Below are 17,981 nucleotides of genomic sequence, written 5' to 3' on the forward strand. Positions count from 1 at the left end.
AGCGCGCCCTGCACGGCGGTGTCGGGCGAACCGTACACGGTGAAACGCGTGGGCGTGAGCAGTGACATGAACCGCTCGGCGAATCGCGCTCCAAAAGTCTGGACGTGCGCCAGTACCGCCGCCGAGTCGGCGTAGCGCTCAGAGATATGGCACACCGTTCCGTCGGCACTCATGAACCACTCGTAGCTGAGCGTACCGGGCTCGTGGGAGTGGGTGTTCGCCACCATCTCTTCCATCAACGCGCGGAGCTCGTCCGAGCGCTCAGGCTGCGCCTGCATCTCCAACACCCAGCTCACCGGTCCCGCCATGTCGCCTCCTGAAAGAGAATCGGTAATCGAGTGCCCGTCGTGCCTGAAGACAAGCATCATCTGCGCGTCTTCCGCGTGTGTTTCGTTGCGACCGTCCGCGGGCAGAATTCCGGCGCTGTTGAGCATCAGGCCGACCGCGTCGGGGATCATCGTCGGCCACAGCAGCACACCCTCTACACGAATCAGCGGCTTGGGCGCTCGACCGGTGCCGGCGTACCGGCGCCGCGCCCACAGCTCGTAGGGCACGGTCAGCACGCCGCCCAGCGCGGCGAAGAGGCCCCAGGTCGCTGCCACCTCACGCCATGGGAGGTCGATGAGCATCCACACTAATACGGCGTAACTGAGGAGTAAGCCCAACCGACCCATGCCGAGACGCAGCGCGGCGTTGAGCACCATGGACGCCGTGGTCCACAGCAAGATGCCGAAGAGGACGATCGCCCACATGATGTTGACGGAGTAGATCGTCATCGTCGAAAATTACTGTCCCTTGCCGCCAAGCGCCCGCATCCTGTACGATCCGTCATGACTACCCCCTTCGTGTCGCGCCCCCACATACGTCTTCTGCCCGCCCGCCACGCGGCATTCCTTGTCGCCGTTCTTGTCACGCTGGCGTCATGCCGCGCCACGGAGCGCATCGTCGCGCCGGTGGTGCCGCCCGCACCGGAACCACCGCCGGGAGGCGTGGTCATCAGTCAGGTGTACGGTGGCGGCGGCAACGCGGGCGCCACGTTCCGCAACGATTTCGTCGAGCTGTACAACAACACGCCCGCGGCGGTCAACCTCGAGGGGTGGTCAGTGCAGTATGCCAGTGCCACCGGCACCACGTGGCAAGTGACCACGTTGCCCGCGCTGTCGATCAGGCCGGGACAATACCTGCTCGTGCAGCAAGCGCCGGGTGCGGCCGGCACCGTGAGTCTTCCCACGCCCGACGCGAGTGGCGTGATCGCGATGAGTGCGACGGCGGGTAAAATTGCGCTCTTGAACAACAGCACCGCGCTGACCGAAATGTGCCCGGTGGGCGGCAATGCCACGGTCGTCGACTTTGTCGGCTACGGCGCCGCGAACTGCGCCGAGTCCACGCCCACTGCCGTGTTGTCCAACACGACCGCCGCGCTGCGCAAGAGCCTCGGCACCACTGACAGCGACAACAACACCAGCGACTTTACCACCGACGGTGCACCCGTACCGCGCAACAGCGGTTCGATATTCACCGCGCCCACTGGCTCAGGAAAAGTGCTGGTGCGCGGCCCCGTGGCCACGGTGACGACGACGTCGCCGTCTGGCACGGTCGCCGTGGGAGCCACCACGACATTGGTGGCCGTTGCCACCGACGCCAAGGGGGTGCGTGCACTCACGACCTTCAGCTTCGTCAGCGGCAATCCCGCCGTCGCCACCATCAACGCCATCACGGGCATCGCGACTGGTGTGTCCGTCGGCACGACGCGCATGGTGGCGAAAGCCGCCAATGGCATCAGCGCCGACTCGGTCACGATTACCGTCACGCCAGCCGCCGCCACGCTCACGCTGTCGTCGCGCACCGACTCACTGCCCGTCGGCTTCCAGACGCAGCTGTTTGCGACGGGCTTCGACGCCAGCGGTACGACCATCACCAGCAACACGCAAGTGAACTGGCGCACCGACAACCCGAGTGTAATTACCGTGAGTGCGGCCGGCGTGCTCTCGGCCATCGGCGCCGGCACCACACGAATCAGCGCGACCGCGCGCACTGACGGCACCACCACCGGCACCACCACGATCGTGGTGAACGTGCCGACCACATCGCCCACCGTGCGCATCGGCCACAATACCGATCTCGGCGTACCGACAGACGTCGATCCCAGCGATGACCTGCTGATTACGCGGCGCCAGTACACGCTGTCGTACAACGCACGGCGCGTCGGTCCCAATTGGGTGAGCTGGAACCTCGATGCGTCTCACAAGGGTAGTGCCAGTCGCTGTAATTGCTTCACCGCCGACCCGGCGGTGGCGGCCTTCGGGTTGCCCGCCTTCGACACGAACGATTGGATCAACGGCGGCGCGTTTTCGCGTGGCCACATGTCGCCGTCAGCCGATCGGGCGGCGAGTGCGGGAGAGAACGCGCCTACGTTCTACCTGTCGAACATGCTGCCGCAGAACCAGACGCTGAACGGTGGCGCGTGGGGCGCGCTCGAAAATGACCTACGCGTGCTCGCAGTGGGAACGGTGCAGATCTACATCGTGTCGGGGCCGGTATACACCAGAAATCGCACCGGCGCCGGTATCGATGGACTCGGCTTTCTCGCCAGCACCACGCAGCCGAACCGCATCGCCATCCCGGACTCCATCTGGAAGATCGCGATCGTAGTGCCGAACACCAACGACGTGACCACCATTGGCTCGCCGAGTGCCGTTCAGGTGATTGCCGCGATGTTCCCCAACAGCGCGATCGGCACCGGTACATCCACGGCGAACGCGTGGGTGCCGTTCAGCACAACGATAGCCGCCATCGAGCGCAGTACCGGTTACAACTTTCTGTCGCGCATTCCCGAGTCGGTGCAATGCCGGCTGGAAACGCGGGTGTGCGTGCCGTAACGGCACCGGGCGCCGATGCGGCGGGGCGGCACGCGGCCATGTAGCTTAAGTAACACCCCCTCGACCCCGTCCCGCCCGATGGATCTCCAAAGCCGACTGCAGTCCGTATTGCACGCCAACTACGACATCGAGCGCGAGCTCGGTGGCGGTGGCATGTCGCGCGTGTTCCTGGCCACCGAACGTCGGCTGGGGCGGCGCGTGGTGATCAAGGTGCTGTCGTCGGAGATCGCCGCTACGCTCAGCACCGAGCGGTTCGCCCGCGAGATCCAGCTGGCGGCGTCGCTGCAACAAGCGAACATCGTGCCGGTGCTCACCACTGGCACGGCCGATGACACGCCGTACTTCACGATGCCCTTCGTGGAAGGGGAATCGCTGCGGGCGCGTTTGTCGCGTGGGGCACTCACCGAAGCCGAAACGATCAGTGTGTTGCGTGACGTCGCCCGCGCGCTGGTGTATGCGCATGAGCGTGGCGTGGTGCACCGCGACATCAAGCCGGACAACATCCTGCTCTCGGGCGAGAGCGCGGTCGTGACCGACTTCGGCATCGCCAAGGCAATCAAGGCCTCGCTGGCCGGTGCCGACGAGGCGCCCAGCGAGACCATCACGCAGCTTGGCACGTCGCTCGGCACGCCGGCCTACATCGCGCCCGAGCAGGCGGCGGGTGACCCCGCCACCGATCATCGCGCCGACCTGTACGCGCTGGGCTGCGTGGCGTTCGAACTGTTGGCTGGAAGGCCGCCATTCCACGGGCGCGCCGTGCATGAACTGCTGCGCGCGCACATGACGGAGACGCCGGTCGCCATCAGCACCCTGCGCCCCGGCGTCACGCCCGCGCTGAGCGCGTTGATTGCGCAGTGCCTGGCCAAGGAGCCCAACGACCGGCCGGCGAACGCGCGCGAGGTATTGCGTGCGCTCGACGCGGCGGCGAGCGGCGGATTCACGAACACGACAGCGACGGCCGGAGCGAGCACGCTTTCCCTGCCGAAGGCATTGGCAGCGTGGGCCGCAAGCGCGGGGGGCGCGTACGTAGTCGCGCGCGCCGCCGTAGTCGGCATCGGCGTGCCGTCGTGGATCGTCCCCGTGGTGTCCGTGGTGGCCGCCCTCGGGCTGCCCGCCGTGCTGATCACGTGGCTCGTACAGCGCAGCGCAGAGCGCGCGGCACAGACCACACCCATTCGCACACCGGGTGGCACGCAGGTGCACTCCACCATGGCCACGATGGCGCTGCGCGCCAGTCCGCATGTGTCGTGGAAACGGACGTCGCGCGCCGGCCTGGTCGCGGCCGCGGCCGTGGTGTTGGCCATCGCCGGCGTGTTGGTGTTGCGGCAGTTCGGCATTGGGCCATCGGCCTCGCTGCTGGCCTCGGGCCGCATCCGCCCCGACTCGCGCATCATGGTGGCTGAGTTCGCGGCAACCACCAGCGACAGCACACTGGGGATCGTGCTGGCCCAAGCCATGCGCACCGCATTGGCGCAGTCCAGCGCCGTACAACTGGTTTCGGCCACCGACATCGCCGGCGCGTTGCGGCGCATGACATTGCCAGTCACGACGCGGCTCACCGACTCGACGGCCCGCGAGGTGGCGGTGCGCAATGGCATCCCGCTGGTCATCACCGGCCAGGTGAACACGGTGGGCGCGGGCTTTCTGATTACGGCCAACATCGTCGCCGCCGACTCCGGCACCGTCATCGCGACGGTGCAGCAGGGCGCGAAGGGGGCGGATGACATGCTCGGCGCCATCGATAAGGTAGCGCGTGAGGTGCGCTCGCGGCTGGGCGAGTCACTGCGGACCCTGGCACGCGCGCCCTCCCTGGAAAGCGCCACGACCTCGTCGTTGGCCGCATTGCGCGAGTACACCCTTGGCGTTTTAGCCGGCGACGTGCAGGCCGATTTCGATGCCGGGTTGGGACATCTACGCAAAGCGGTGGCGCTCGACTCCACGTTCGCGGCGGCGTGGCGCAAGACGGCGCCGTACATCTTAAACATGAATGGCCGTCGGTCCGAGCAGTTCAACGCGGCCGCGATGGCCTATCGGTATCGCGAGCGTCTTTCGGGGTCCGAGCGATCCGAAGTGGAAGCGTACTACTTGCAGAACGTCGACAGCCGACGGGGAGAGGCGGCCTACCGGGCAGACAGCACGCTGTCCCGAAACAACCTCGCCGTCATCCTGCGCGAGAAGGGGCGTTTCGCGGAATCTGAGGCCGAGGTGCGGAAACAGCTCGCCAAGGATTCGGCGGCGGGCAAACCGTCCATTCTGCAACTATGGACCAACGTAGTGTTGGCGCAGATTGGTCAAGGCAAAGTGCGCGAGGCAAGGCAGACGCTGTCGGAGATGGATCGACGATTCGGCGGGAGCTACTACGCCGAGTGGGTGAGATCGCTGGTCTCGTGGCGCGACGGCGGTTTGGACTCGCTGCCAGCGGCTGGCGAGCGCCTGCTACGGTCGAAGCAACTCGCGTCGCGCGCCAAGGGCGCGCGTCAATTGGCCGCCGCCGCCGGGGCGAAGGGTCAATTGCGGGGCTTTGCGCAGCGGGCGGAGGTGGCGCGAATCGTTGGTGATAGCGCGACGGGGAACGGCGATCCGGTCGCCACGCGTCTCTGGACGCTCGTTACCCAGGCGGTGCACACGCGCCAGGAAACGGGCGGGGTGTCGCGTATCGACTCGCTGCTGCGTGCGGCACCGCAGGGGGCGTTGCCGGCCATCGACAGTCGGGCGCTGGAGCTGGCGGCGGCGTATGCGCAGTTGGGGCGGCCGGACAAAGCGAAACCGTTGATCGCCTCTTGGGCGCAAACGGCCTCCCGTGAAGCCAAGCTGGTTCGTTGGGCCGATTGGCACCGCGCCAGCGGTGAAGTCGCGCTCGCCGAGGGGCGCGCCGCGGATGCGCTCTCGGAATTTCGGAACGCGGCGCAGGGGGATAGCGGCGTGCTCGAGCCGGTGACCACAGGGCGTACTGCGGTGCAGTACGCCCGCGCCTTCGACAAGGCGGGCGAGACCGACAGTGCGACCGTGTGGTACGAGCGGGTCGTCAATGAGCGCAATCTGGCGTCGTTCCAGGAGGCGCCACTCGCATATCCAGTCGCCTACCGCCGACTGGGCGAGCTGTACGAAGCGCGCGGCGACGCGGCCAAGGCGCTGGAACGCTATCGCGCCTTCGTGCAGCTGTGGAAGGACGCCGACCCGGAGTTGCAGCCTCAGGTGGCCGAGGTGCGCGCGCGCATCGCGCGATTGGTGGCGGCGGATGCTCGCAAGCGGTGAGTGACGGCGATCGGGCTATGTAAGCGTATGTGAGAGTTGCTCTTGTAAATCGTCCCGTGACGTGGGATGATTTCTCCCATGCTATGGGACGATAGACCGCCGTACCTCAAACGGCTCGCCGAGTCGCATTTGAACGCGGAGATGACCGCACACCCGGTAGCCGTGGTGATGGGAGCCCGCCAAATCGGCAAGAGCACGCAGGTCGCCCACGCCGAGTCCACGGCGGGCATGCTGCGCCTCACGCTCGACGATCTCGACACGCGGACTCAGGCGCTGAGCGATCCTGAGGGATTGGTGTCGCGCGCGGATCGCATGGCGATAAACGAAGTGCAGCGCGCGCCGGAGCTGCTGATCGCCATCAAGCGGGCCGTCGACCTCGATCGACGACCCGGATGATTCGTGCTCACCGGCTCGGCCAACTTGCTGGCCATGAAGCCCGTTCAAGTGCAACGGCCAGTGGTGCATCACTGGCGCACAGCGACACAGCGCGAAGTGGACTTCGTGGTGGAGATGCCGAACGGTTCCGTGCTGCCCATCGAAGTGAAGGCGACGAGTGCGCCCAGTGTCGGTGATGCGATCTGACTACGGGCGTTTCTCGATGAATACCGCGACGCGGCCGTGGGAGGCCTACTGCTACATGGTGGTGATGATGACGTGATTGCGCTTGGGCGGCGGATTATCGCGGCGCCGTGGTGGATGGTCGTGTAGTCCCATCAACTCCCGTGCACACTCACGCGAGTCAAGCGCCCAATGCCCCACGCGCCGATCACCACGGTCGGCACCAACACCAGCAGCAGCAGCATCAACACACGGCGCACCACGCTCCCATTCGACTCTTCCACGTACGTAAACGCGGGGCGTGCTGCGAAATCAGCGGCCGTGAGTGCCTGATCAGCGAACACGCGGCGGAAGAAGAACGCTTGCCACGCCTGATGATACGCGTCGAGTTGTGCGTCGTAGTGGCGGTAGCGGTCGATACCGCGGCCCGCCACATCGTGCAACGCGTCCTGCAGCAAGATGGCGGGACTCAACACGCGCGCCCGGTCGGCGGCCGTACGTTGTGCCACGAGCGCCGAGTCGAAGGCCGCGAAGGTCGGACGCAAGGCGGCCGTCGTTTGCTCCTGCAGCGCAATGGTGCGTCCCCACGCGTTACCCGCAGCAAGTGTACCGCTCTGCGCCATTTCCGGATGCTCGGCGAGAAACTGACTCACCGCTTTATCGCCCTTGGCCGCCGCCTCGTCGGATGCGCGTCGCAACGCGGTGGTGAGCGCCACGCGTGACGGCGAGGGATACACCGTGGTGACCACGGCGGCGATGGTCGAGGGAATCACCACCACCACCAGCAACCACGCCCCGAGCAGCACGACGGCATTCATGGCCGACGAACGACCGAGCGCGTTCACGGCAACGGCGATCGCAATCCAGAACAGCCCGTACGCCAGTACCGCGAGTGCCCACAGCGCCAGGCGAACCACCGCGCCATCGGCCGTGAGCGACACGCCAGTGACGATCGCCATGCCGATGGAGAGCCCGAGCGTGATCGCCAGCACGAAGCCGACTCGCACCGCCAGCTTCGTGAGCAGTACGCGACGCGGTGAGACCGGCTGCGACATCCACAAGGGCATCGTACCCTGATCGCGTTCACCGGACACCACGTTGTACGTGAGCGCGAGCAGCAGCAGTGGATAGATGAACACCATCACGAAGGCGAGATCGAATCGTCCCGCCAGCAAATTGTGCGGGTTCTCGATCTCGTCGCTCGCCATGAACGACTGCTTGCTACGAATGGACACGCGCGCGTAATACGGGAACAGATCGCTGGCGCCCACCGCGAGCGTGGCCAGCGGCCCCGGCGCCAGCACCGCGTGCGTGGTGGCCATCGAGGCGCCGAGTGCGCCGGTCGGTGGAACCTTCGCCGTGCTGTCGCCCTGTGCGTGGCGTTGCAGCAGACTGTCGAGACGCACCATGCGCATGGTGTCGCCGTCCACGATTTCCGTGAGCGTCGCCCGCTGAAAGTGCGCCCACTGCCAACCGTTCCACGCGCCGTACGCCGTGACGATACCGAAGATGAGCAGCAAGAGCCACGGGGTGCGATCGGCGGCCAGCAAGCGCCATTCCGTGCGCCACAGCGATCGACGCTTCACGCGAGGCCTCACGCGACTCGTGGGGCTGGCGTGCTCCACAACAGCCCCAGTGCCACCAACAACCAGATGGCCAGCACCGACAACGCCGCACCCTGATGGCGCAGCGTCTGACTCATGCCAGGCGCGTCGTACACGAACGACTGGTACTTGGCCCACAACTCGGGTGGGGCCTTCCAGTCCCATTCGCCGGTGCGGGTGTTGTCGCGGAAATAGTTGTTCGTCCACTTGATCAACCCGCGACGATACAACTCGGCCTGTACCGCGAAATCCCGATGTTGCTCGATGTCCGTTCCGGCCAGTCCCATGGAGAGCGAGCGGACCGCCAGCAGTGGTGACACCAGCCCGCTCCATTGCGTGAGTGTGTTCTGCGCGCGGTACTGGTCGTACAAGTCACCGAAGTGCTTGTCGAACACCGTATTGGCGTACTCCTCCGACGCCTGCATGGCGATGGCGTCGAAGTTCACCGGCAAGGCATCGAGCGAGATCGTGCGATACTCACGAAGTGCCTGCTCCTCCACCGCTTTGCGTCGCGCGTCGGCGGGATTGTGCCCATCGAGTCCGCGCTCGGTGTCGCGTTGCACACCGGCCTGAAACGCGAACGACGACGGCGTGGGGTACGCGCGGCGCGCCAGGTCGGCCACGGCGCGAGGCGCCACCAACGAGTTGACGGTCCAGAACGCGAGCAGCGTCAACAGGGCGATCCGCACACCGGTCGTGCGGGCAGACACCGCCAGCGCGATCACCAGCACGACGGTAAAGTACAGGAGATACGCGCCGATCATGGCGGCGAATCGCAGCACGTCATCAGTGCCACGACCGAAGTTGGCACCGATGGCGAGCGTGCCGACGCCAAGGATCGTGGCCGGCACCAGCACCGCCGCGAGCGCGCTGGCCAAGCCGATCGCCTTGCCCATCATGAGTGTGCGCATGGGCACCCCGAGGGCGATCAGTTGCCGCAGGGTTCCCGTTTCACGTTCACCGGCGAAGGCTGGAAACGCCAACATCACAATGAGCAGCGGCACCAGCAGCTGGAGCACCGCAGCCGCCGTCCATTCGCCGAAGCGAGCCACAGAGGCTTGATCCATGGCCGGTCGTCGCGTGAACTCATTCTGCTTGTGCGCTTCGAGCCAAGTGGTCACGCCGGTGTAGTTGTCCACGCCGTAGTCCACGAACGACAGCGGCATCTTGGGCTTGAACACCCAGAGACCGTAGTGCGCGGCGGAGTGCGGATTTTTCGCGCCCTGGTTCACCCAGAAGCCGCGCATGGTTTCCTGTGCGGCGTCATGTTCGCGAGCGAGCGCACGCGAGTTGGTAGCTCCCGTCGCGAGCGCGACGAGCATGAGTCCCAACAACAGGGCGCTGGCCCAACGGAAGCGCCCGTCGCGGAACATCTCGGTCATCTCTTTGACAGCAATGCGGCGGATCATGTCGCGTTCCTCAGTCTTTCATGTGCGCGAGATACAGGCGTTCCAGATCAGCGTGTCCGATCTCGGCGGTGTCCATCTGGGCCACGAGCGCACCGTGCTTCATGATGCCCACCCGTGTCCCCGATTCCTTGGCGCGGAAAAGATCGTGGGTCGCCATGAGAATGGCGGCTCCACGCTGGCGCATCTGGCCAATGAGTTCGGAGAATTCGTTCGACGCTTTAGGATCCAGGCCAGACGTCGGCTCATCGAGCAGCAGCACATCGGCGCGTTTGGCGATCGCAATGGCGATGCCCACTTTCTGACGCATGCCTTTCGAGAAACCACCGACGCGTTGATCGGCCTGGTCGGCACGCAGTCCCGCTTCGACCAGAAACTGCACGAGCTGATCGCGCGGGAACTGCTCGCCGGTGGCGAGCCCGGCGAAGTAGTCGAGGTTCTCGAGTGCGGTGAGCTGTCGATACAGCATCACCGTTTCCGGGATGTACGCGATGTGCCGCTTGCTGCCGAGCGGATCCTTCGTGACATCGATGCCGCACACGAGCGCCTGCCCGCTGGTGGGCGCGACGAAGTTGAGGAACAGATTGATGGTGGTGGTCTTGCCGGCGCCGTTGGCGCCGAGCAGACAGTACACATCACCGGACCCGATCTCGAGATCGAGGCGATCGAGTGCGGTGACAGGCCCGTAGCTCTTGGTCAGAGCGCGGGCGGCGAGTCGGGGCGCGGTGGTCATGGGGATTCTCGCGGTGGACTTTAATTGATAGTGCTATATCATTACAGAATATGAGTTCTTTGGCAAGGGAGCGGCCGCTGAGGCGTGATTGTCGGACGCTGTCCTTGGTCGCGCTGCTGGGCGCAGCGGTGCTGTGTTCTGCGTGGCTCGCGCCGGTCGAAGACACCGTGGTGAGTTATCCCGCGCCACATACCGTTCCTGTACTGCTCGCGGGCGGACCCATCGCCAACGCCGATGTGATCACCATCGATTGGCGTGTCCTGCGGACGCTCGATTTTCGCACCGGCAAGGCCAGTGACACGCTCCGTTTTCTCGAGAAACGACGCGTACGCATTGCGGGCTTTATCGTGCCGCTAGAAGATTTTCAGGAGCGAGCCAAGGAGTTCCTGCTGGTCCCTTCATTCGGCCAATGCGTCCATCTGCCACCACCGCCGCCCAATCAAATGGTGCACGTCAGCGTGGACCGCACCATACGCATTTCGTGGCGAGATCCGGTGTGGATTGAAGGGACGCTGCAGATGATCAAATACGAATCCGTGTACGGTGCCGCCGGCTTTCGCATGCGGGTGGACCGGATCACGGCGTACGAGGATAGCGGCAAGTGGCCATGATCAGGTACGCCGTGTACGAGGCCGCCGGCCATTCAGCACGTCGGCGTGCGGAGGCTACGCCACCGTCGCCAAGGCGCCGTGAAAGTCACAGTGTCCAGCGTGCGGATGATGGAGATGCCCGTCCACCAGATAGTCCACGTGATCGCCGTGCGGCACGGCGACATGGCCACACGCGTCGCCATGCTGGTGTGCTGCGTCATGTCCACCGCAGCGATGCTCAGGCGTGCAATCGGCCGGATTCGCCGCCGACACGTCGATGCTATGTTCTTCGACCGCCGCGCCGTCCTGATGGTGCAGGTGCCCATCGTGGAGATAGTCCACGTGTCCATCGTGCATGACGGCGGTGTGGCCACAACCCAGGCCGTGCACGTGTGAATGATCGGGATGCTGTGACATCTGATCGACTCCGTAGTGATCCGAGAAGAGAAAGCGCGTGGTGTGCACTCGGACGCACACCGGCGGGGTGGTGAAACGTGCCCGTCAGACGGCGGGTTCAGCCGCGTGGCGGAGAATGTTCGTGAGCAGGGCGCGGACGTGTGCGTCGGCGAGGGTGTAGAACACATGCTTGCCGTCGCGACGGGAGCGCAGCAGCCCTTCGGTTTTGAGTACCCGGAGCCGTTGCGATACGGTCGGCATGGGGTCGTTGGTCAGGGCCACGAGCTCCGAAACACAGAGTTCGCGCTCGTCGAGCAATTCGAGCAGCGCTAACCGCGAGGGTTCGCCCGCCGCACTGAGCATGCGCGCCGCGCGCTCTCGTACCGCGATCGAGACCGCAGGTCGTGATACGGGTGTGGCGTGGGGCAGATCAACACAGTCGTCGGACGTCATTCTTATACATACTCAATCAATTTCATACTTGCAAGAGTGTATGACAAAATGGAATCGGCATTGCGACTGTGTATTGCACGATCAATTCCTTGCTCACTGCCGGATGGCTGACCGACATGCTGCTCCCCGGGGAAACGGCCCGCTATGCGCCGCCGCATGACATTCGAGCGCTGATCGAACCGAGAGAACACGTTCAGCGTCGGCTTAAGCGTGCTTCTACCGCGCCCCCGCGTGCGGATCAACGGTAGACGTTGCACCGCAATGGTTGCGACCGCGCATGCCGTCGACCCCCTCTTTGGCGATCAGGGGCGACATCACCAAGGCGGCGGCGGCGTCAGCCCACCACCAGCCGAAGGTCGCGTTGAGCAGAAGTCCGCCCAGCAGGATCGCTGCGAGCCATGCGCAGATCGAGGTTTGGCGGGCTTCGATCCAGAGTGCGCCACTGTCCAGTTGTCTCGCGACCTGACGCTTGCCTGACGCCAGCCAAGGCATGAAGAGCAGCGAGCTGACCGCGACGGCGATGCCCAACGCGCTGCCTTCCGGCGCTTCGTGCGACCGGAGCTGCGCTATGGCCGCCCAGGCGACGTAGCAGGCAAGGACCACCAGCGACGCCCCCGTGATGCGAAGCGTGCGCCGTTCGAGCCTTTCCCGATTCGGTGCATCGGTGTCACGATGCAGTCGCCAGACGGCGGTGAGACTCGATGTGAATTCAACGGTTGCGTCAGCGCCGAAGCCGATGAGTGACACGCTCCCAGTGCTGAATCCTGCGACGAGCGACGCGGTGGCTTCGAGCAAGTTGTACGCGAGGCAGAGGTAGCCGAGCCTCAACCCGCGTGCGACGATAGGCGCGCGATGTACCGATTCCCCGGCGCTCGCAGCAAAAGCAGTGGCGGCGTTCGGGTCGAGTCGGAGAGCCTGCTGATATTCGGGCATATGGGCCGCAAGAAGGGCTTCGTTGTCAAGGGCGCTTTCAACCGGTTCGCAGCGGTTGGTTGGCGAAAAGGAACTATCCAAGCTAATGATAGTACGTTATCACTATAATATGATGCGCCGCGGCGACGCGGGATTTTGGTCCGACAAACCGCATCGCATGCGCACGATGCCGCGCGGCATCATGTGGCCAGCTTCGACGTGCCACTGCTGGCGATTGTTGGCCGCGCGGCGCTCGAAGCCCTTGTCCGTGACCGCCCCGACGCGGTGCTGCGCATGAAAGGGGTCGCGGTGTTCGACGAGGACCCAACGAATCCAGCTGGATCGTTCGTGGCCGCACGCCGACGCGCTCCTCACGGCACGCTTCATCAGCGTACGGCTGCCGCTGGATGAGCAGCAGGCGCGCATCAACGCGTTGACGCGACCAGCGCCGGAGTCGGAGTAGCAGCACCGTCACTGCCGTCGTCATTACCGACGAAATCGCGCCGTCGCTTGCGGGATGGTCAGCCCCGGGAGTTCCGGATGCATGGCGAGGCGCCAATGGGGAAACGCATGGATACCCGATGGCAGCGCGGAGAGCATGCCACTTCCGCTTTCACCGACGGTGACGAGATAGGGAAGGGCGTGGATTGCGGTGAGCGCCGTCAACTGCCGCGTGAGTTCGCGAGGCAACACGTTGCCCAGTACCACGCCGAAGTCAGAGTCGGTCGGAATCTCGAGGCTCTCTGTGGTCCCGCCGATCGCCTGGCCATTGGCGTGCGCTTGGTTGCTCGCGCTGGCCACCACGGCAAAGTTCTCCCGGTCTGCTCGATCCCAACGCGTAAAGAGCCACAGGTCCGGTTCGAGTTGTTCAGTGATCGTGCGCATGTGCTCAACGACCGATGGGCCTGATGGGTACGCCAAGGCATCGAGATACACATCGAAACGTGCGTCGGGCACCCGTTCGCGCACGGCCTGACGCACCGTGTTCAAGACCCGCCGATGCGTTTCGGTCGGTGCTTCTTCCGGTGCAAAGCTGAATAGCCCCGACACCAGCGTCGGCGACAGCGACGCGAGAAACGCGCCGACCGAGGTGGCGGAATCCGGCGGTACCAGCCACCGACCATCGAGGTACATCGGTGCAATGATGGCGCGGGCAAAGACCGGATACAGGCGCACGCCGCGTACTTCGCCCGGGAGATGTACGTGAGCATGCGCGCGCCCCCGAACAGGTGCGGCGCTTCCTGTTGCGCGAGCGGACGCGGGCCGTGCGCCCGCCGATTCGAGCGGCGCCCCGCGCGTGGTGCCACCGCACGCCACGATGAGCAGGAGAAGCACAGCTGACCAACGTGTTCGCGTTGCGACGCCAGAAAACAGGTCCGACGTATGAAAGTGCCGTTCTGTCATTTTTAATGATAACAGCCTATCAACAATGGTTCTACGGAGCCTGCATGAAAATACTCTACAATTAGCCGATCCCTCTCGGAAGGACAGCGCGGTCCTTGCTGCGATTTCCACGGTGCACACGCGGCGCGGCCACGTCGGGCGGGTGAGTCTTCAGGGCTCGTGCCCATCCCGCCACGCGACGATCGGGCGGACGCCGCTGAACGGATCACACCGAGCGGACAGATCGCAACGAAAGCCCACCTCGCGTCGCCACTTCTTTCCTGTTGCGTTTTCGCGTGTGGCAGGAAACCGGATGCTCCTACGAAAACTCGTGACACGTGGCCGTCGCAAGACGCCAGATTTGCGAAAGTACCGCTCAGAACCCCTGCTGTACGCGCAGGAACAGCGCGTGCTCGCGTACCGAACGCCCGGGGGGCACCACCGTCAGTTCATAGGCTAGCGAGAGGCGAGTGAGCGACGTAGGAATCCAGCCGACGGCTACACCACCGCCTGTTGCGCGCGTTACCGACCGACGCGTGATGACGCGACCGATGTCCTCCCCCCACACGCCGAGGACGGCCATTCGCGCGCCAAGATCGATCGCACCGCGACTGCTACTCGGCAACACTTCCTGCGAGTTGCGTCGCGTGCCACCGATCACATGCGCTCCGCGCCACGCGAGTACACCTGCGGTCACGTCTCGTCGTGTTTCGGCAACGCGTGCGCCCTGTGTGAACAACGCCCCTTCGAACGCGAGCATGGTGTGTGCATTGCCCAAGAGCCCCCCGCCGGATACGCGCCGCCGTGCGCCATCCGCCACCGCAGTGCCGTCGCCCGTGCCATCGCTCCGAAACGCGAGCAGCGGCTGCTGTCCAACAGTGAGCAGGCGAGCGACGCCGGTGGCCTCCAGCTCCCCCCTTTCCCGTCCGGCGATCAGCGCGAGTTGAGCAGAGGCGTATCGTGCGCCGCGCTGGCGCGCCCACGCCACCCGCGCGAGCCAGTCGAGTCCTGACCTTTCGCGCGCATCGACATCGCCATCCGTATCGACGACCTGCAGATCGGTGCCGATCGGCGTGCGGAACGCGCCGAATGTGAGCGTCAGTGCGTCGCGCTGCACCGCCACCTGCGCGCCGAAGCTACGGCTCGGCATGAGCGAAGTGACGAGCGAACGCTCGCTGTGCAGCAATGTGGCGGAGGACTGGAAGCGTTCTACTCCGTACGCGGGCCGGAAACGTCCGATCCGTGCCACGACGCGTGCCCCCTCGAAGCCGACGAATGCATCCTGAACCAGCACGCGCCCCTGCCCGAAGTCGGGTTGCAGACGCACGTGCCAACCGCCGGGCATGGCGGCGTCGAAGATGAGCCGTGCGCGTCGCAGCAGCAGCCCATCGGGCTGCGACTGGAGCGCTCCCGACACCCAGCGTCCATCCACTTGCAGATAGCCGCCGAGCGTAAGCGCGACCTCACCCCCGGCGCCAAGGCGCACTCCACCGCGCTCATCGCCAGGCGCGCGTCCCGCGTCACCGACCGAGCCGCTTGCGCCTTGCTGACCGGCGAGCGGCGAGGCGACGATGAGCAGCAGGAGTAGCGCGCCGCGTGTGCGTCGCCCAGTGCGCGCGATATACACGCAACCGGAAGGGGCAGTTACAAGCGGCAGCGAGCGCGGCGGTTGCGATGAGCATCGGGAGGATTGAAAGCGGGATCGGAACGTCGATCGATGTGCAAGAAGTACGTCGGCCAGTGCGCGCGACGAGGCCGGATTTCGAATACGCGAGCCGCCCACGATGCGTGATAATCTGCGGTTGCCACTGGCGGGGGAAAAGCTGCCGGCGATGCACGCCGGACTTCAAGGGTGCGCAACCTCTCGGGCTCATGGATTTGCTATTGCGAGCGTGTTATCATTATCTGACCGGGGTCGTCCACCGGACTAGCCCAAATGGTAAGGACCGGCAGCCACAGCTCCCCCGGCGAAGCAGCGCCGCTGATCAGTGTGCGTACCACTCGCCGCTGGTGTGAAAATTCACGCTTCAACCCGACCGACATTCCCATGACACATTCGCGTCTTTTTGCGATAGCAATAGCCCTCACGCTGTCGGGCGAAACCGTCGGCGCGCAGCTGAAGGCCAGCGAACGCGGCATGGTTGCCCAAACCATCGACGGGACTCGCGTGACGGTGGACTACTCACGTCCGCGCGCACGTGGGCGCTCACCCATTTACGGAACGCCGATGGTGAGCTGGGGCGAGGTGTGGACGCCTGGTGCCGACGAAGCGACGACGCTCGAGCTGTCACGTGACGTGCGCATCGGCGGACGCGCGGTCGCGAAGGGGAAATACTCCGTGTGGACCGTGGTGCGAAAAGACAGCGCGTGGACGTTCGTGCTCGATCCCAAGTGGGAACAGTATCACACGGATCATCCCGATTCGAATGCGACGCAAATCCGATTCGACGTCACACCCCGCACGGTGCCACACGTCGAAGTGCTGACGTGGTTCATCGACAGCGTCCGCAACGAGCGGATGTCGCTCACGATGGCGTGGGGTCCGATCGCTATCGATGTGGGGGTCGACATCATTCCCATGTACCCCACCGCGATTTCGGCGGAAGCGGCCGCTCCCTACCTCGGCGTGTATTCGTTCGCGTGGAGCGATCCGCGCAATGAGGAACCACCGTCCACTCTGACGATCGAACGGCGCGGCACGGATCTCATCGGTCGTTGGACGCCGGCGCAGTTCAAGACGCTGCAGGAGTTCATGCTCGTTCCACTCGGCGACGGTCGCTTCATCAACGGCTTCATGCGCGGCGGCGAGCTGTGGGCCGTGAACGACGGGAGCATCTGGACGTTCGTGATGAAGAACGGCCGCGCCCAAAGCTATGAGAATCGGTTCGGCAAGGAGTTGGCCTCCAAGGGTGAACGCCGTTGACCGTTTCGTCAGCCATGGAGGAAGTAGTCCGAACTCGACCCACCACACAGGGATCACCCATGTCGGACAATCGTCGACGTTTTCTGGGCACGATGGGCGCGGCGGCGATCGGCGGTGGCGTCTTTCCACGCATCGCGCACGCGGCCTTGCCACAGATCGATCACCCTGCCGCCATCTCCGACCGGTACGACGTTGCATGGGCCGACAAGATCACGGGCCGGTTCCGGGCCGTGTTCGATTCGCCGAACATGGCAGAGGGTGCAGCGATCGTGCGTGCTACGGCGTGGTGCGACCAGTACATGGAAATCTATGGAGTCGCTCGTGCCGCCATGAACCCCGTGCTGGTGCTGCGAGCCGATGCCATCGAGCTCATCATGGACGACACATACTGGGGTCGTTTTCCCGTTGGCGAAGAGCACAAGTTCAAGGGGCGCGACTCGGGTTGGCTCACCGTCAACCCGATCAGTGCGCAGTCACGCGCCAGTGCCACCGACACGCAGCGCCGGAACACGTTGGAAACGTTCATGAAAGAGGGAGGCGTCATCCTCGCCTGCAGCTGGGCGTTCGGGAAGGTGACTCAGCGCTACCGTTCCGGTGACAAGCTCGAAGTAGCAGACGCGGCGAAGCAGGCGCGCGCGCACATCATTCCCGGCATCGTCATGCAGCCGAACGGCATCTTCGCCGTGCTGCGGGCGCAGGAAGCCGGCTGTCATTTCGTCGCTGCGAGCTGAGGTAGCCATTGGCGCAAGGCAGCAAACAGGCTGACCGTGCTCAAAGGGGTATCACGCCAGCAGCTACCTTACATTTGCCGCAACCAGCTGAACTTGACGATCAACGAACGCGCCGTTGGGAGCATACCGTTCTGAATCGCCTGTCGATCATTGTACAC

Annotated in this window: 17 protein-coding genes; 7 read left to right on the top strand and 10 right to left on the bottom strand. The window is 64.8% G+C overall.

Translation table 11 applies throughout. The features are described from left to right. The coding region (locus ACESNG_RS02900) for a putative quinol monooxygenase (protein WP_373062858.1) at positions 1-776 on the bottom strand (776 nt) is incomplete at its 3' end. Positions 777-830: 54 nt separating this feature from the next. Between ACESNG_RS02900 and ACESNG_RS02905 the strand changes: the two genes are divergently transcribed. The 4 genes from ACESNG_RS02905 to ACESNG_RS02920 all read left to right on the top strand — a co-directional run bounded on the left by ACESNG_RS02905 (position 831) and on the right by ACESNG_RS02920 (position 6,716). Then, positions 831-2,879, top strand: coding sequence for a DNA/RNA non-specific endonuclease (locus ACESNG_RS02905; RefSeq protein ID WP_373067730.1), 2,049 nt, complete (start codon positions 831-833; stop codon positions 2,877-2,879). Between the two features lie 78 nt (positions 2,880-2,957). Next, complete coding sequence (locus ACESNG_RS02910; protein ID WP_373065017.1) at positions 2,958-6,134, top strand: protein kinase domain-containing protein; 3,177 nt, start codon at positions 2,958-2,960, stop codon at positions 6,132-6,134. 78 nt (positions 6,135-6,212) lie between these two features. Further along, positions 6,213-6,530, top strand: a complete 318-nt coding sequence (locus ACESNG_RS02915) for an AAA family ATPase (protein WP_373065015.1) — start codon at positions 6,213-6,215, stop codon at positions 6,528-6,530. 3 nt (positions 6,531-6,533) lie between these two features. Then, on the top strand, positions 6,534-6,716 hold the full coding sequence (locus tag ACESNG_RS02920) for a DUF4143 domain-containing protein (RefSeq protein ID WP_373065013.1): 183 nt from the start codon (positions 6,534-6,536) through the stop codon (positions 6,714-6,716). Positions 6,717-6,847: 131 nt separating this feature from the next. On the opposite strand, the gene ACESNG_RS02925 is transcribed toward ACESNG_RS02920, so the two are convergent. Genes ACESNG_RS02925 through ACESNG_RS02935 form a run of 3 tightly spaced genes read right to left on the bottom strand, consistent with a single transcriptional unit; the run spans position 6,848 to position 10,435 of the window. Further along, a complete protein-coding gene (locus tag ACESNG_RS02925) occupies positions 6,848-8,278 on the bottom strand; it encodes a DUF3526 domain-containing protein (RefSeq protein ID WP_373065012.1) in 1,431 nt (476 codons plus the stop codon). 8 nt (positions 8,279-8,286) lie between these two features. After that, positions 8,287-9,705: an ABC transporter permease gene (locus tag ACESNG_RS02930; RefSeq protein WP_373065010.1), complete on the bottom strand. Its 1,419-nt coding sequence runs from the start codon at positions 9,703-9,705 to the stop codon at positions 8,287-8,289. Between the two features lie 10 nt (positions 9,706-9,715). Next, positions 9,716-10,435: an ABC transporter ATP-binding protein gene (locus tag ACESNG_RS02935; protein ID WP_373067733.1), complete on the bottom strand. Its 720-nt coding sequence runs from the start codon at positions 10,433-10,435 to the stop codon at positions 9,716-9,718. A gap of 104 nt (positions 10,436-10,539) precedes the next feature. Between ACESNG_RS02935 and ACESNG_RS02940 the strand changes: the two genes are divergently transcribed. Then, complete coding sequence (locus tag ACESNG_RS02940; RefSeq protein ID WP_373058706.1) at positions 10,540-11,046, top strand: DUF3299 domain-containing protein; 507 nt, start codon at positions 10,540-10,542, stop codon at positions 11,044-11,046. 54 nt (positions 11,047-11,100) lie between these two features. Here ACESNG_RS02940 and ACESNG_RS02945 read toward each other — a convergent pair whose 3' ends face one another. From ACESNG_RS02945 to ACESNG_RS02970, 6 genes are all read right to left on the bottom strand, one after another. Then, positions 11,101-11,442, bottom strand: a complete 342-nt coding sequence (locus ACESNG_RS02945) for a hypothetical protein (RefSeq protein WP_373058708.1) — start codon at positions 11,440-11,442, stop codon at positions 11,101-11,103. A gap of 84 nt (positions 11,443-11,526) precedes the next feature. Beyond that, positions 11,527-11,874 carry an ArsR/SmtB family transcription factor gene (locus ACESNG_RS02950; protein WP_373058710.1) on the bottom strand — a complete coding sequence of 116 codons (348 nt, stop codon included), beginning with the start codon at positions 11,872-11,874 and terminating at the stop codon, positions 11,527-11,529. Between the two features lie 216 nt (positions 11,875-12,090). Then, entirely contained in the window at positions 12,091-12,807 is a 717-nt protein-coding gene (locus tag ACESNG_RS02955) for a cation transporter (protein WP_373058712.1), read from the bottom strand. 102 nt (positions 12,808-12,909) lie between these two features. Next, positions 12,910-13,173 (bottom strand): hypothetical protein, encoded by a 264-nt coding sequence (locus ACESNG_RS02960; RefSeq protein ID WP_373067735.1) that lies wholly within the window; start codon positions 13,171-13,173, stop codon positions 12,910-12,912. Between the two features lie 99 nt (positions 13,174-13,272). After that, the gene (locus tag ACESNG_RS02965) at positions 13,273-14,121 is read right to left on the bottom strand and encodes a hypothetical protein (RefSeq protein ID WP_373067737.1); all 849 of its coding nucleotides are present in this window, start codon (positions 14,119-14,121) and stop codon (positions 13,273-13,275) included. Positions 14,122-14,545: 424 nt separating this feature from the next. Continuing rightward, positions 14,546-15,796, bottom strand: a complete 1,251-nt coding sequence (locus tag ACESNG_RS02970) for a porin (RefSeq protein WP_373058718.1) — start codon at positions 15,794-15,796, stop codon at positions 14,546-14,548. A 420-nt stretch (positions 15,797-16,216) separates the two neighbouring features. Between ACESNG_RS02970 and ACESNG_RS02975 the strand changes: the two genes are divergently transcribed. Both ACESNG_RS02975 and ACESNG_RS02980 read left to right on the top strand, forming a co-directional pair. After that, complete coding sequence (locus tag ACESNG_RS02975; protein ID WP_373058720.1) at positions 16,217-17,092, top strand: DUF2911 domain-containing protein; 876 nt, start codon at positions 16,217-16,219, stop codon at positions 17,090-17,092. Positions 17,093-17,151: 59 nt separating this feature from the next. Beyond that, positions 17,152-17,823 carry a hypothetical protein gene (locus ACESNG_RS02980; protein ID WP_373058722.1) on the top strand — a complete coding sequence of 224 codons (672 nt, stop codon included), beginning with the start codon at positions 17,152-17,154 and terminating at the stop codon, positions 17,821-17,823. Positions 17,824-17,981: the final 158 nt, after the last annotated feature.

Source organism: Gemmatimonas sp. (assembly GCF_041689975.1).
In the GTDB taxonomy this organism is placed as follows: Bacteria; Gemmatimonadota; Gemmatimonadetes; order Gemmatimonadales; family Gemmatimonadaceae; genus Gemmatimonas.

Excerpts from the sequence above, each read along its gene's own strand:
- ACESNG_RS02950 (WP_373058710.1), bottom strand. The coding sequence starts at position 11,874 with ATGACGTCCGACGACTGTGTTGATCTGCCCCACGCCACACCCGTATCA.
- ACESNG_RS02945 (WP_373058708.1), bottom strand. The coding sequence starts at position 11,442 with ATGTCACAGCATCCCGATCATTCACACGTGCACGGCCTGGGTTGTGGC.
- ACESNG_RS02910 (WP_373065017.1), top strand. The coding sequence starts at position 2,958 with ATGGATCTCCAAAGCCGACTGCAGTCCGTATTGCACGCCAACTACGAC.
- ACESNG_RS02930 (WP_373065010.1), bottom strand. The coding sequence starts at position 9,705 with ATGATCCGCCGCATTGCTGTCAAAGAGATGACCGAGATGTTCCGCGAC.
- ACESNG_RS02960 (WP_373067735.1), bottom strand. The coding sequence starts at position 13,173 with ATGAAGCGTGCCGTGAGGAGCGCGTCGGCGTGCGGCCACGAACGATCC.
- ACESNG_RS02980 (WP_373058722.1), top strand. The coding sequence starts at position 17,152 with ATGTCGGACAATCGTCGACGTTTTCTGGGCACGATGGGCGCGGCGGCG.
- ACESNG_RS02955 (WP_373058712.1), bottom strand. The coding sequence starts at position 12,807 with ATGCCCGAATATCAGCAGGCTCTCCGACTCGACCCGAACGCCGCCACT.
- ACESNG_RS02975 (WP_373058720.1), top strand. The coding sequence starts at position 16,217 with ATGACACATTCGCGTCTTTTTGCGATAGCAATAGCCCTCACGCTGTCG.
- ACESNG_RS02905 (WP_373067730.1), top strand. The coding sequence starts at position 831 with ATGACTACCCCCTTCGTGTCGCGCCCCCACATACGTCTTCTGCCCGCC.
- ACESNG_RS02915 (WP_373065015.1), top strand. The coding sequence starts at position 6,213 with ATGCTATGGGACGATAGACCGCCGTACCTCAAACGGCTCGCCGAGTCG.
- ACESNG_RS02935 (WP_373067733.1), bottom strand. The coding sequence starts at position 10,435 with ATGACCACCGCGCCCCGACTCGCCGCCCGCGCTCTGACCAAGAGCTAC.